The 13,580-nt window shown below is 70.2% G+C and carries 11 protein-coding genes and 2 tRNA genes; 2 read left to right on the top strand and 11 right to left on the bottom strand.

All coding sequences use genetic code 11. The features are described from left to right. Positions 1–202 precede the first annotated feature (202 nt). The 4 genes from ABT367_RS22275 to ABT367_RS22260 all read right to left on the bottom strand — a co-directional run bounded on the left by ABT367_RS22275 (position 203) and on the right by ABT367_RS22260 (position 3,509). Positions 203–883, bottom strand: a complete 681-nt coding sequence (locus tag ABT367_RS22275) for an ATP-dependent Clp protease proteolytic subunit (protein WP_352254820.1) — start codon at positions 881–883, stop codon at positions 203–205. Positions 884–940: 57 nt separating this feature from the next. Further along, complete coding sequence (locus ABT367_RS22270) at positions 941–1,546, bottom strand: ATP-dependent Clp protease proteolytic subunit (protein ID WP_199551953.1); 606 nt, start codon at positions 1,544–1,546, stop codon at positions 941–943. Positions 1,547–1,816: 270 nt separating this feature from the next. Further along, positions 1,817–3,217, bottom strand: coding sequence for a trigger factor (tig, locus tag ABT367_RS22265; RefSeq protein ID WP_352254819.1), 1,401 nt, complete (start codon positions 3,215–3,217; stop codon positions 1,817–1,819). A gap of 215 nt (positions 3,218–3,432) precedes the next feature. Then, positions 3,433–3,509: transfer RNA gene (locus ABT367_RS22260), tRNA-Pro, on the bottom strand. Between the two features lie 187 nt (positions 3,510–3,696). On the opposite strand from ABT367_RS22260, the gene ABT367_RS22255 reads away from it, so the two are divergent. Beyond that, positions 3,697–3,767 (top strand) — tRNA-Gly (locus ABT367_RS22255). 81 nt (positions 3,768–3,848) lie between these two features. On the opposite strand, the gene ABT367_RS22250 is transcribed toward ABT367_RS22255, so the two are convergent. The 5 genes from ABT367_RS22250 to ABT367_RS22230 form a co-directional block, all read right to left on the bottom strand. Next, positions 3,849–5,096 carry an MFS transporter gene (locus tag ABT367_RS22250; protein WP_352254818.1) on the bottom strand — a complete coding sequence of 416 codons (1,248 nt, stop codon included), beginning with the start codon at positions 5,094–5,096 and terminating at the stop codon, positions 3,849–3,851. Beyond that, entirely contained in the window at positions 5,093–5,257 is a 165-nt protein-coding gene (locus ABT367_RS22245; RefSeq protein WP_352254817.1) for a hypothetical protein, read from the bottom strand. The genes ABT367_RS22250 and ABT367_RS22245 overlap by 4 nt, the downstream gene beginning before the upstream one ends. A gap of 105 nt (positions 5,258–5,362) precedes the next feature. After that, positions 5,363–5,926 carry a flavoprotein gene (locus tag ABT367_RS22240; RefSeq protein ID WP_352254816.1) on the bottom strand — a complete coding sequence of 188 codons (564 nt, stop codon included), beginning with the start codon at positions 5,924–5,926 and terminating at the stop codon, positions 5,363–5,365. A gap of 135 nt (positions 5,927–6,061) precedes the next feature. Beyond that, a complete protein-coding gene (locus ABT367_RS22235; protein ID WP_352254815.1) occupies positions 6,062–8,395 on the bottom strand; it encodes a protein kinase domain-containing protein in 2,334 nt (777 codons plus the stop codon). Positions 8,396–8,488: 93 nt separating this feature from the next. Further along, positions 8,489–8,683 (bottom strand): hypothetical protein, encoded by a 195-nt coding sequence (locus ABT367_RS22230; RefSeq protein ID WP_093613165.1) that lies wholly within the window; start codon positions 8,681–8,683, stop codon positions 8,489–8,491. Positions 8,684–9,395: 712 nt separating this feature from the next. Here ABT367_RS22230 and ABT367_RS22225 point away from each other — a divergent pair. Continuing rightward, positions 9,396–10,505 (top strand): acyltransferase family protein, encoded by a 1,110-nt coding sequence (locus ABT367_RS22225; RefSeq protein ID WP_352254814.1) that lies wholly within the window; start codon positions 9,396–9,398, stop codon positions 10,503–10,505. A gap of 84 nt (positions 10,506–10,589) precedes the next feature. On the opposite strand, the gene ABT367_RS22220 is transcribed toward ABT367_RS22225, so the two are convergent. Both ABT367_RS22220 and eccCb read right to left on the bottom strand, forming a co-directional pair. After that, on the bottom strand, positions 10,590–11,975 hold the full coding sequence (locus ABT367_RS22220; RefSeq protein ID WP_352254813.1) for a DUF6177 family protein: 1,386 nt from the start codon (positions 11,973–11,975) through the stop codon (positions 10,590–10,592). An 11-nt stretch (positions 11,976–11,986) separates the two neighbouring features. After that, positions 11,987–13,580 (bottom strand): type VII secretion protein EccCb (gene eccCb, locus ABT367_RS22215; RefSeq protein ID WP_352254812.1); only part of this gene is annotated, 1,594 nt, incomplete at its 5' end.

Here is a 13,580-nt window from a genome sequence, read left to right as displayed (position 1 = left end):
CCCCTTCGCCTGGGAGTCGCTCCTGCGAGCGGCTCCTGGTGCCTCATATCCGACGGTACCTTGCCGGGCCCCCCGTTCGGGCCCCCCTTGGCGCGGTTCGCTCTGAGCGTGCACGCCGCACGTCGCGGCGGATCAGCCGCGACGTGCGGCGTGCACGGGCGCCAAGGGGGCGCAAGTAACGCTGCCGTGTGGTCGGACGACCTCAGGCGATCGCCGCGTTGTTCAGCTTGCGGGTCGAGACGATCTGGTCGACGAGACCGTACGCGAGCGCGTCCTCGGCCGTGAGGATCTTGTCGCGCTCGATGTCGTCACGGATCTTCTCGATCGGCGTCGAGGAGTGCTTGGCCAGCATCTCCTCGAGCTGGGCACGCATCCGCAGGATCTCGTTGGCGGCGATCTCCAGGTCGGAGACCTGACCGCGGCCCGTCTCCGAGTACGGCTGGTGGATCAGCACACGGGCGTTCGGCAGCGCCATGCGCTTGCCCGGCGTACCGGCGGCGAGGAGCACCGCGGCGGCCGAGGCGGCCTGGCCCATGCAGACCGTCTGGATGTCCGGCTTCACGAACTGCATCGTGTCGTAGATGGCCGTGAGCGCCGTGAAGGAGCCGCCGGGGCTGTTGATGTAGATCGAGATGTCGCGGTCCGGGTCCATCGACTCCAGGCACAGGAGCTGCGCCATGACGTCGTTGGCGGAGGCGTCGTCGATCTGCACGCCGAGGAAGATCACGCGCTCCTCGAAGAGCTTCGCGTACGGGTCGTACTCACGCACACCCTGCGAGGTGCGCTCGACGAAGCGCGGGATCACATAGCGCGACTCTGCGCGCGGGCCCTGGTATTCGGCCTGGGCACGCTCGTTGAGGCCGCTGCCGGGGAAGTCGTTCACTGGGTTCTCCTGAAGTGAGCTGAGGGTCGGCTGCGCGGGGCTGAGGCTCAGAGCCTCTTAGGCCCCGGTGCCGCCGCCGCCCGGCATGTTGGCGGCCGTGGGCATGATGTCGTCGATGAGGCCGTACTCCTTGGCCTCCTGCGGGTCGAACCAGCGGTCGCGGTCCGAGTCGCGGGTGACCTGCTCCACGGTCTGACCGGTGTGGAAGGCCGTCAGCTCGGCCATCTTCTTCTTGGTGAGCAGCAGCCGCTCGGCGTGGATCTTGATGTCCGACGCGGAACCCGCGAGGCCCGCGGAGGGCTGGTGGATCAGGATCTCGGCGTTCGGCAGCGCGAAGCGCTTGCCGGGGGTGCCCGCGCTCAGCAGGAACTGGCCCATCGAGGCGGCCATACCCATGGCGATCGTCACCACGTCGTTCTTGATGTACTGCATGGTGTCGTAGATCGCCATGCCCGCGGTGATCGAGCCGCCGGGGCTGTTGATGTACAGGTAGATGTCCTTGTCCGGGTCGGAGGCAAGGAGCAGCAGCTGTGCGGTGATCTTGTTGGCGATGTCGTCGTCGACCGCCTGGCCGAGGAAGATGATCCGCTCGCCGAGCAGTCGGTTGTAGACCTGGTCGCCGAGGCCACCACCGATGGAAGGGTCGCCGGCGGCTGAAGGCATCAGATTCGTCACGTATCCACCTGCTCGTCTTACGACGGCACCGGGCCGTCTCACGTCTTCTGCTCGGGCCTGGGGGCCCGCGTCGCGCCGCCGATCTTGGCGGCTTCGGGGACTCCCCTGCCCTCGTATTCATGGACCCTAACGCGCGGGCCGTCGCGGGGAATCCCGGTAAGGGAACTGTTCGCTGTGAGCGCAGGTACCAGCCGGAGGGAATGCGACGGGCCCCCGGACGCAGCACGCGTCCGGGGGCCCGTACAGGAACCGTCAGGCTCAGGCCTTGGCCTCGGCCTCGTCCTCGGTGGACTCGGCGGCGGCCTCGGTGGCCTCGACCGTCTCCGCGGTCTCGGCAGCCTCGTCCTCGTCATCGCTCAGGTCGACGACCTCACCGTTGGTGTCCTTGACCGTGGCGGCCTCGACGACGACCGCGAGGGCCTTGCCGCGGGCGACCTCGCCGACCAGCATCGGGACCTGGCCGCCCTCGACGACGGCCTGGGCGAACTGGTCGGGGGACATGCCGGAGGAGGCGGCGCGGCGCATGAGGTGCTCGGTGAGCTCCTCCTGCGAGACGTTCAGCTTCTCCTTGTTGACGAGCTCGTCCAGGACGAACTGCGTCTTGATGCCCTTGACCGCCTGCTCGCTGGTCTCGGCGTCGAACTCCTCGACCGTCTTGCCCTGGATCTGGAGGTACTGCTCCAGGTTCAGGCCCATCTGGCCGAGCTGGTGGTGCTCGAGGTTGTGCTTACGGGTGTTGACCTCGTCCTCGAGCAGCTTCTCGGGAACGGGGACCTCGACCAGCTCGAGCAGCTTCTCCAGGACGCGCTCCTGGGCCTGCGTGGCCTGGTCGTACTCCTTCATGTTCGCGAGGCGCTTGCGGCTGTCCGCCTTCAGCTCCTCCAGGGTGTCGAACTCGGAGGCGAGCTGCGCGAAGTCGTCGTCGAGCTCCGGCAGTTCGCGCGCGGCGACCTGCGAGACCTTGACGGTGACCTCGGCGTCCTTGCCCTCGGCCGAGCCGCCCTTGAGCTGCGAGGTGAAGGTGGCCTCGCCACCGGCCTCGAGACCGGTCACGGCCTCGTCGATGCCCTCGAGGAGCTCGCCGGAGCCGATGGTGTACGAGACGTCGCTGGCGACGCCGTCCTCGAGGACCTCGCCGTCCACCTTGGCCTCGAGGTCGATCGTCACGACGTCGCCCTCGGCGGCGGCGCGCTCGACCGGGGAGGTCGAGGCGAAGCGCTCACGGAGCTGCTCGACGGACTTGTCGACGTCCTCGTCGGTGACCTCGATGGCGTCGACCTCGACCTCGATGCCGGAGTAGTCCGGAATCTCGATCTCGGGGCGGACGTCCACCTCGGCGGTGAAGTTGAGGGTCTCGTTGTCCTTCAGCTCGGTGATGTCCACCTCGGGCTGGCCCAGGACGTTGAGCTCGGCCTCGTTGACGGCCTGCGTGTAGAACTTCGGAAGCGCGTCGTTGACGGCCTCCTCCAGCACAGCACCACGACCGAAGCGCTGGTCGATCACGCGGGCAGGGATCTTGCCCTTACGGAAGCCCTTCACCGTGACCTGCTGGTTGATCTTCTTGTACGCCGCGTCGAGGCTGTCCTTGAGCTCCTCGAAGGGCACCTCGACAGTGAGCCGAACCCGGGTCGGGTTCAGGGTCTCCACGGCGCTCTTCACGGTTCGGTCTCCTTGTGGCTGACTGCTTTGGTTTCTGCTGAGCCAGACAGCTGCAGCGGATGCGCGTTAGCCGGGACCGCTTCGTGGTGGGTTTCACGGGATGGCACACGGGCGCGCAGCTTGCATAGTAACCGCAGCGGGTACGCGCCCCAAAAGGCGATCTTGACCCGGGCTTGACTCTGGTCGATGTGCCAGTCCGTACTGGTCGTCCCAGATGGTCGGGGTGGCGGGATTTGAACCCACGGCCTTCCGCTCCCAAAGCGGACGCGCTACCAAGCTGCGCCACACCCCGTCGGTGCGACACGTAGGGTACATGCCCGCCGGTCCCCGGTCCGCCGCATTTACAGGGCGGGACCCGCCGCAGGTCGCCGCGTGCGCGTGGGGAGCTCATATGGGGTGTGCGCCGCGCTGCGCGGACCCGCTACGATGCATGTGCGCCGCGGCCGCCACCAGCTGGTGGTTCCTGTGGTGCGAACGTTGCGGGCGTAGCTCAATGGTAGAGCCCTAGTCTTCCAAACTAGCTACGCGGGTTCGATTCCCGTCGCCCGCTCTGTATGACGAAGGCCCAGGTCAGAGGATGTCTCTTCTGCTTGGGCCTTCGTCGTTCCCCTTCGTCGTTCTCCGGGTGGGATCAGGTGTCCGTGACCGTGGTCACCCGTGCTCCCCGGAAGAGCACCGGGAGCCACAGGAGGCATGCGAGCAAGGGGACCGCGGCGTAGGTGGCCATGCCCGCGCTGGAGCCCAGGCCGTCCATGAGTGCGCCGAGGACGAGGTAGCCGATGCCGATGAGGGCCGACTCCACGAACGCGATCATCGACAGCAGGCTCGCGCGGTGGCGCGACGGCACGGCCTCGTTGAACAGGTTGTCCACGAGCACGGCGGTGATCTCGGGAATCCCGACCAGGGCCAGGAACGCCGCGACCGTGACCCAGACGAGGCCGAGTCCGCTCAGGCCGAGTGCCGCCGCCAGCGTCAGGAGGGATACGGGGACGATGACCCGGTACCCGATGAGCCGGTCCGCGCGGTCCGAAAGCAGCGGAGTGAGCCCGCCGGCGAAGAATCCCGCCGCTATGACCACGCTGACCCATGCGGTGCTCGCTCCCTGATCGGAGAGGGTCTTCTGCGCGAAGATGATGTACGGCGTCAACGTCGCGTGCATCAGTCCGGACACCACGACGAGCGTCACGAGAGCCGGTGTGGCGACCCGTAGCATCGCCCGCCATGCCGTGGCGTCGCCGTGCCCCTCGGCTCCGTCCCGCTCGTCCACCGCGTCCGCGCCGCGGATCTCGGGCACGCGCGACCTCAGCACCACCACGGCCAGGACGAGGCACGCCGCCGAACCGGCGTAGACGACTCCCCAGGAAATCTGCTGCAGTTGACCGCCGACGACGATGGCGGCTCCCGAGGTGACCGTGCCGAGCATGGCGAACCGGGACTTGATCTTGACGTAGTCGGCCGTCGCACCACGGCGCACGAGCAGGTCGTACAGCAGGGCGGTGTCCGAACCGGACACACATGCCATGCCCACGCCCTGCCCGACGAACAGCGCCAGGAACACCCAGTAGTGGGAGAACATCCCCTGGCCGAGCAGACATCCGGCGATCAGCAGTTGACCGATCACGATGCCGGCACGTCTGCCGATGCGGTCGGCGATCACTCCGGTCGGGATCTCCGCAAGGCCGCTGACCAGGAAGAGGAGTGTCTGCAGCAGGGCCACCTGCCCGGCGGAGAAGCCTCGCTGGTAGAGGAAGAGGACGAATACGCCGCGCTGGAACAGGGCGTTGGCGAGCACGGCGTACAGATAGAACGGCCGCGTGACATCGCGTGCCGCACCGTCGACCGCGGCCGGCCCGCCGAGGGCCTCCGTGGCGCCGGTCACGCTGCGGGCTCCCCGGCGGCCGGTGCGGGGACGGGCTCCCCGGCGGCCGGTGCGGGGACGGGCTCCCCGGCGGCCGGTGCGGGGGCCACGAGGCCCGTACGTGTCTGCTCGAGGGCGTCTGCGGCGTACCCCGCGACCACGCGTACCCCGCGGTGCTTCACCGGCCCATCCCCCGCTCACCACAACACGAACTCAACTGCCGGTCAGCGTACGGGCGCTGACCTCTCGCACGCGGGCGGGCCCCGCTCAAGCGCAGGCTGCCGTGCTCAAGCCTGTGTGGCACAGCGATCGAGGGTGGCCAGGATCTGGTCCCAGGGAACGTCACGGTCGGCGGGCTCCTCGCGTGGCTCGTGCAGGGGCCAGCTCTCCGGGCCGTAGATGAGTTCCACCTGGCCCTTGCGGAGGGTCTCGATGTGGGTGTCCCAGGCCGGGTGCCGGGCGTGGGCCGCGTTGATGCGCGGGAAGACGATCACCGGCACGTTCAGGGTGCCGATCGCCTCGCTCACCTGGGTCAGCGCCTGGTTGTCGGCGATGCCGGCCGCGAGTTTCGCCACGTAGTTCGCGCTTGCCGGGGCGACGATCCAGCAGTCGGCCGCCGGGTGCGGGCGAGGCCGCGAGGGCAGGCGTGGGGTGTCGCGTACCGGCAGGCCTGTCAGGCTCTCCAGGCGCTCGATCTCGTCGCCCTCGCGCAGCCAGCGAGCGGCCGTGGGCGTGAGTGTCACGGCCACCTGCCACCCGCGAGCCATGGCGGGCCGTACGAGGCCCGCACGCAGCTGCTCGACACCGTCCGTGGCACACCCGACGACCCCGAGTACCCCGCGGTGCTCCACCGGCCCACCCCCTGCTCACAACGTCACGGGACTCAACTGCCCGCCAGAGTACGGGCGCCGCACGATGCCGAGGGGGAGAACCGGAGGCCGGACCGCTTCCTGCCGGCGCTCGCCGGCGTCGGCGCCAGGTGGTGATCAATCGGGAGTCTTCGGGGGTGCCGACTTCGCAGGGGTCGCCCCCGGGGGCGGTGCGGTCCGGAGGCCGGTCCGGGGATCGTTGACGTCGATGCTGAAGACCGCGCGGGTGCCGTACGGGATGTAGAGCGCGTCGCCGAGGCGTACGGGGCGGGGGCCCGTGGCCGCGGTGGGGGCGCCCGCGTCTGCGGGGGCGCTGCGGGACCAGGTGAAGCTGCCGTCGGCGAGGTTCAGTGCCGAGACGCGGCCGCCCGGTGAGGCCGCGTAGACGTGCGTTGCGGAGGTCTCCACGGGGCCGGGCAGGTCGAGGCGGGTGTCGCCCTGCCAGAGGCGGCGGCCGGTGTCCGGTGCGAAGGCGTTGATCGTGCCGTTGGGGAGGGAGAAGTAGAGGCCCTGGCCGGTCAGTTGGGGCAGGGCGTCGGCGGGCTGGGGCGGATCGATCGGCACGGCGCGGACGGCCGGTTCGGCAGCGGCGGGCTGGGCCGGTGGCTCGGCGGCGACGGGCTGGGCCGGCGGCTCGGCGGTGGCGGGCTGGGCCGGCGGCTCGGCGGTGGCGGGCCAGGCTGCCGGCTCCGCGGCGTGTGCCGGGCGGGCAGCGGGCGCGGGGAGCAGCTTGGACGGGTCGATCGTGTGCAGGCGGGCGTAGGTGTCCTGGGGCTGGTCGGCGAGCAGGATGCGGCCGCGGTGTTCGCCGAGCCAGGTGAAGTATCCGGTGCCCAGGGGTATCCACACGGGCCGGCCCGTCTCCGGATCGAGACGGCCCAGGCGGGTGCGCTCGGGGGTTTCGGTCGCACACATGAGGTAGGCGCTGTCGCCGGCCGCATGGAGCGTGCAGCCCTCTCCGGCGGGTACGGGCGCGGTCCAGCGGATCCTGCCGGATGCGCGGTCGAGGAGGGCGTACGAGCTGCCGTTCTCGCCCGTGAAGGTGACCACGCCCGTGGGCAGCAGGGCCACGCCGCCGTAGACCGGATCCGGTGTCGGCGGCATCTCTCCGTGGCCGGCCGGCCGCTCCCAGCGGACCTTTCCGGTGGCGGTCTCCAGGGACAGGATGCGGTAGTGCGAGGTGCTCGTCTCGCCGTCGGCATCGGCCTCGTCGGCGTTGGTGTGCACGAGCACGTGGCCGCCGCCGATGCCGATCACGGCACCGTCGTCGCCGCTCATGTCGTCGGGTGTGGGATCCACGGAGCGCTGCCATCCGACCTCGCCGTCCGAGAGCGCGAAACGCACCGCGGCGACGTCGTTCCCCGCGCAGATCAGCCAGTCCTTCCCGTCCGCCGCACAGCTCGCGAACGTCCCCGGCACATCGGTACCGCCGCCTGTCCGCGACTGCCAGGCCCGGTACCCGGACGGCAGGTCGGCCGTCTGCCCGGCCTGCGGCTTCGCGTCGTCGTCCAGGAGCGTCCGTACGAGGAAGAAGGAGGCCACCACGGCGAGGACGAGGCCGATCACGCCGATCACGCCCGCCGGGCGCAGGTGGCGGGCCGGAGGCGGCGCGGAGGCGGCGGACGGTGTACGGGGCGGCAGCGGAGCGCCGTGCAGGAGGGCGAGAAGTTCGTCGGGGGTGGGGCGGTCCTTCGGGGATTTGTGCAGGCATCGTTCGACGACGGGGCGTAACTCGTCCGGTACGCCGTCCAGTTGGGGTGCGCCCTCGACCACCCGGATCGCCGTCTCGTACGGGCTGTCGCCGTCGAACGGGCCGCGCCCCGTGGCTGCGTAGACCAGGACCGAGCCGAGCGAGAACACATCGGCGGGCGGGCCCACCTCGCGCGGGTCGGTGAGCTGCTCGGGCGACATGTAGGGCGGGGTGCCCATGACCCGGCCGGTGTCGGTGAGGGGCTGGCCGTCATGGAAGGCGGCCGCGCGCGAGATGCCGAAGTCGATGACGCGCGGGCCGTCCTCGGCGAGCATCACATTGGCGGGCTTGAGGTCGCGGTGGACCACATCGGTGCGGTGCAGTTCGCGCAGCGCCTCGGCGAGACCGGTCGCGAGTTCGCGCAGCCGGCCGAGCGGCAGCGGACCATGGCGGCGGACATGGGTGCCGAGGTTCTCACCGGGGATGAACAGCGTGGCCATCCACGGTCGGTCCGCGTCCGGGTCGGCGTCGACCACCGGAGCCGTGAAGGCACCGCTGACGCGCCGGGCCGCCGCGAGTTCCCGCCGGAAGCGGACGCGGAACTCCTCGTCGTCGGCGTAGTGCGCGTGCACCACCTTGACGGCGAGTGGCCGGCCGGACGCCGAACGTGCCCGGTAGACGACGCCCATGCCTCCGGAGCCGAGCCGCTCCTCGACGGCATAGCCGCCGATCTCCCGCGGATCGGAATCACGCAGCTCCATACGCCGTGCGCCGCCCCCTCGCCGCCCGCCCGCATGCCACCGCCCGGAAGGTGCTCCGCCCCAGCGCCCGCGGGATCCCGCCCGTTACCCCGCCTAGAACTGGATGTCGTTCAAAGTCCTCGCTATCGAGTCGAGGAAGCGCTGGATGTCGTCCGCCATTCCCGTGGACGCGAGGAAGAACCCGAAGAGGACCGCGACCACGGCCGGGCCTGCTTTGAGCGAGCCCCCGCGGATCAGCACCACAAGGATGATCGCCAACACGAGTACCGCTGAAAGCGAGAAGACCACAACTGATCACACCCTAGGTCGGTCCGCACTACCGCCCGGAGGCCCGCTCCCGCACACCCCCGCCAGAACCATCGTGCCACCAACAGGCCCTCCGTATGCGGCGGGTGACGCATCGTCGGCCACGGCTTTCGCGCCCCCGCACACCCCCGCCGCTCCCCCGCACACCCCTGGCGCACACCGGGGCCCGGTGCGGCGGGCGGGTGCCGGACGGGCACGCCATGGACACGTGCGCTAATTCCAGGGGCACATGACGTACTCAATTCGGCTTGATCGTTGCCATACGCACGCGACTTGTTCGCAGAGAATTCGAATTGTTGCCGTGGGCACAGCACTTGAGTGCATGAAGCGCGGGCGACCCGCACATTCACCCCGGATGAACATGACGACCTGGACGGGTAAATCCCAATGAACCGGACATTCCACCAGAGTCGCCTGCGGCCGCTATGACCGGACTTACCCGGATTCAGTTACGCATAAGGCTACGAGAGCTGAGTCACTATTCTGTGCTCGGATCTCTAAGTCGACTTCCCGGTAAGCGGGATACTCGTAGCGCATGGCGCTAATCACGTCCGTATTCACTGGAAGGGTTTTACGAAAACCATCCGCCGCCGCTAGGGTGCCTCAGATGTTCCACGCTGCCACTACCCCCGAAGGCGCAGTGCGGTCACAGCACCGGGCACCGCTCCCGCCGGCCCAGGAATCGGCATCCGGTGTGCCGAGCCCGCGCTCCCCCCAGGACGCTCCCCACCGTCCCGCCGCCCCCACCGCCGGACACAAGCCCGCCAAACAACGCGACGCGTTCTTCGACAACGCGAAGTACCTCGCGATCGTCCTGGTCGCCATGGGGCACTCCTGGGAGCCCCTGACGGACGGGAGCCGGACGGCCGAAGCGCTGTACATGGTCGTCTACAGCTTCCACATGCCGGCCTTCATCATGATCTCCGGCTACTTCTCGCGCAGCTTCGACATGCGTCCCGACCGGCTGCGCCGGCTCGTGACCGGTGTGCTCGTACCGTTCGTGGTCTTCGAGGTCGCCTACAGCCTCTTCAAGCGCTGGGCGGACGACGACCCGTCGCATCCGATCAGCCTGCTCGACCCCTGGTACCTGACCTGGTTCCTCGTCGCGCTCTTCGTCTGGCGGCTGACCACCCCGCTGTGGAAGGCGATCCGCTGGCCGATCCCGGTCGCACTCGCCATCGGCGCGCTCGCCTCGATCTCGCCCGACATCGGTGACGACCTGGATCTGCAGCGCGTCCTGCAGTTCCTGCCGTTCTTCGTGATCGGTCTGTCGCTCAAGCCCGAGCACTTCCAGCTGGTGCGCCGCCGTGAGGTGCGCATCCTGTCGGTGCCGATCTTCGGCCTTGCCCTGCTCTTCGCCTACTGGGCGGCTCCGCGTATGACGTCGTCGTGGTTCTACCACCGCGACAGCGCCCAGGAACTCGGCGCCCCGTGGTGGGCGGGCATCGTGATGACCTTCGCGCTCTTCGCCTGCTCGATGGTTCTGGTGGCCTGCTTCCTTGCCTGGGTGCCGCGGCGCCACATGTGGTTCACCGTGCTCGGCGCGGGAACCCTCTACGGCTACCTGCTGCACGGGTTCCTCACCAAGGGTTCGAGCTTCTGGGGCTGGTACGAGCCGGCCTGGCTGCACAAGCCGCTCGGCGAGATCTTCGTGACCGTGGTCGCGGCCGTGGCCGTCACCCTGCTGTGCACGCCGCCGGTGCAGCGCATGTTCCGCTTCGCCATGGAGCCCGACATGAAGTGGGCCTTCAAGCGGGATGCGGCCGAGCTGGCGCGGGAGCGGACCAAGTCCGGGGCCAAGTAGCCGCGTACATACAACCAGCCGCGTATATACGGGAAGGGCGCCCACCATCCGTCGTGGGCGCCCTTCCCGTATGCCGTCCGGGGCTCACGCGCCCTTGAGGTGCCGCATCAGCTTCTCGAAGTCCGTCCAGGCCGCGAGGTCCGAAGGGTCGCCCGGCAGCGGGTAGTACAGCGCGGGCCGGGTCGCCGGGCCGAGCTCGACCGGGGCCGTGGCAAGGGGGGTGCGGCGGGCCCGGTCGCCCGGCATCGCGCGCACCTCGTCGGCGCCGAGCGCGAACCCGGCGGGTACGGCGGGGGCCTCGAAGTACGGCGGTACGGCGAGATCGCGGCGGGCCTTGCGGATCTGGACGAGCAGGGACTGCAGGTGGTGGCGGGTGGCCAGGGTCTCGGCGATCGCGGGGAGCCGGTCGAGCGGGGGCTGCTCTTCGGCCCCGTATCCCGCGATGACGGTGATGTCCTCCTCGACGCCCGCCTTGGTGCGGCTGACCCGCATCGTGGCGAAGAACGCGTCGCCGACCGCGTAAAGGAGTGTGGGCTCGGGAGCGCGCTCGTGGGCGAGGTCGGTCAACTGCCGTAGCGACCAGGGGAGGTTGACGGGTTCGGCCGTGCCCCAGCCGGCCGGCGGCCCGCCGCGCAGCGCCTGGCAGACGGCTTCGAGCGCGCCGCCGAGTACGAGGCGGTCGTCGGCGGGGTGGACGGTGCGGAACTGGAGCGTGAGCTGGCGTTCCGCCGTGTCGGTGACGTCCTTGAAGACCTCGGGCACGGGCGTCGCGCCGTCCTCGCCGGGCACGGGCTGGAACAGACCGCCCTGCCAGGCGAGCACCGCTCCGGAGAGCCCGTCGTAGTACCCGCAGGTCTCGTCGCGGACGACCCAGCGCGAGGGCCAGCCGTCGAGCGCGGCGCGGACGGCCGGGGTGAGGCGGGCGCCGGGCGGGGTGACGATCTGCAGACCGATCCCGGCGGCCGCGGCCGCGCTCACCGCGGTGGACAGCCAGGCCGTCATCGGGACGACGGGCCGGTCCTGGATGACGACAGCGGCCTTGTCGGTGAGGACGTCCACCGCGCCGCCCGCGCTCGAAGTCGCCTGTACGCCCTGGGACTTGACGACATCGAGCGAACGCGCGGCCTCGGGCGGCCAGACCGCGCCGCCGACGAGGGAGGCGATACGGGAGACGTAGGCGCCCGCGAGCTGTTCGGCCTCGGCGACGCCCGTGGTGGCGCGGGCCTCGGTCCACCAGTACGGCACGGCGGGCTCGCGCACCCCGAGCAGCCGGGTCGCCTCGCCCGGCACCTGGACGAGCAGCGGCGCCTCCACGGAGACCAGCGGCCGGCCCTGTTCGTCGCAGAGCTGCACCACGGCGCCGTCGTCGGCGGCCTGCACCAGCTGGTCGGGGCCGCCGGCGAGCAGAGCCGCGAGGACGCTCAGCGGGTCGGGCATCTGCTCGGTGAGGGCGATGGCGTCCTTGGTCATGACTCGTCTCTCTACCTGTCGCTGCCTGCGTGGACCGTCTGGATCAGCCTCGACGCCTCACCCCTGCGCACGAACACCCCACGCCCGGAGGGCTGTTGGGACGCGTACACCCCGGGGAAGAGCTGCCCCTCGCTGCGGTCTCCGGTCATGACGAGCGCGGACGAGCCCGACTCGCGCAGGCCCTGCACCATCGGCTCGTACAGACCGCGCGAGGCGCCCGCGACGCGGCGGGTCAGGACGAAGTGCAGGCCGATGTCGGCGGCCGAGGGGATGTACGGCAGGAACGGTGAGAGCGGCTGCTGGCCCGCGGTGGTCAGTACGTCGTAGTCGTCGACGAGGACGACGATCCGCGGGCCCGAGCCCCAGCTGCCGGGCTCCAGGTCCTCGGTGTCCTGGGTCTCGTCGGGCAGCCGCTTCTCCAGCTCGGTGGCGATGCCGTTCGAGAGGCCTGCGGCGAGCTTGGCGTTGTAGGCGTAACCGCCGCGGTACTCCTCGGGGATCGCACCGCGCAGCCCGCGCCGCGGGTCGTACACGGCGAAGACCAGTTCGTCCTCGGTGTAGCGCTCCATCAGGCCTTCGGCGATCACGCGCAGGAGATTGGTCTTGCCGCACTCGCTGTCGCCCATCACGATCAGGTGCTGGTCGTGATGGAAGAGGTCGAGCAGGACCGGCTTGAGCGCGGACTGGTCGAGTGCGATCGGGACGCGCTTCGGTTCGGCGGACGGGCCCGGGAGCAGTTCCTTCTCGAGTACGTGGGGCAACACCCGCACCGGCTGGGCGACTTCACCCGTCCACGTGGCGCGTACGGTGCGGGCGGTGCGCTCCAGGACGGCGCCGAGCTCACCGGTGTCGGAAAGCGAATCCGTACGGGGCAGCGCGACCTGCGCGAACAGCTTGGCGTCGGTGAGGACGCGGCCGGGCTCGTCCGGCGAGAGCGTCTCGGCGAGCTTGCGGTCGATGCTGGACTCGGTGGGGTCGTTGAGGCGCAGCTCCACCCGGGTGCCGAAGGTGGTCTGGGTGGCGATGCGGACGTCGTTCCAGCGGAGCATGCCGGCCACGATGTGGATGCCGTAGCCGCCGCCGCGCTTCAGGAGATCGGTCACCGCGTCGTCGAGGTTCTCGAAATCGTCGCGCAGGGCGCCGAAGCCGTCGATGAGCAGCACGATCTCGGTGGAGGCGAGTTCGGGCAGCCGGCCGGCCGCGCGCAGATCGCGCAGCTGCTCCACGGAGTCGATGCCGTGCGCGCGGAACAGCTCCTCGCGCTGCTCCAGCATCGTGCGCACCTCGTCCACCGTACGGGCCGCCCGTTCGCGGTCGGCGCGGCCCGCGACGCCACCGACGTGCGGCAGACCGGACAGGGCCTGAAGTCCACCGCCCACCAGGTCGAGGCCGTAGATGCCGACTTCCTGCGGGGTGTGGGTGAGCGCCAGCGACAGTGCGAGGGAACGCAGCAGCGTCGTCTTGCCGGACTGGGGGCCGCCGATGACGGCCGCGTGGCCGCCCGCGACGGTGAGGTCCAGGATCCACTGGCCCTGCCACTGCTTGGCGGGGTCGTCGAGGATGCCGAGCGGGATCTGGAGCGGGCCGCGCCGGCCGCGCAGCTGC

Source organism: Streptomyces mesophilus (assembly GCF_040300965.1).
Taxonomy (GTDB): domain Bacteria; phylum Actinomycetota; class Actinomycetes; order Streptomycetales; family Streptomycetaceae; genus Streptomyces; species Streptomyces mesophilus_A.
This window is presented reverse-complemented; position numbering and strand designations above follow the sequence as displayed.

Bases quoted from the DNA above. Each gene is read 5' to 3' on its own strand.
- ABT367_RS22270 (WP_199551953.1), bottom strand. From the start codon at position 1,546: ATGCCTTCAGCCGCCGGCGACCCTTCCATCGGTGGTGGCCTCGGCGAC.
- ABT367_RS22235 (WP_352254815.1), bottom strand. From the start codon at position 8,395: ATGGAGCTGCGTGATTCCGATCCGCGGGAGATCGGCGGCTATGCCGTC.
- ABT367_RS22220 (WP_352254813.1), bottom strand. From the start codon at position 11,975: ATGACCAAGGACGCCATCGCCCTCACCGAGCAGATGCCCGACCCGCTG.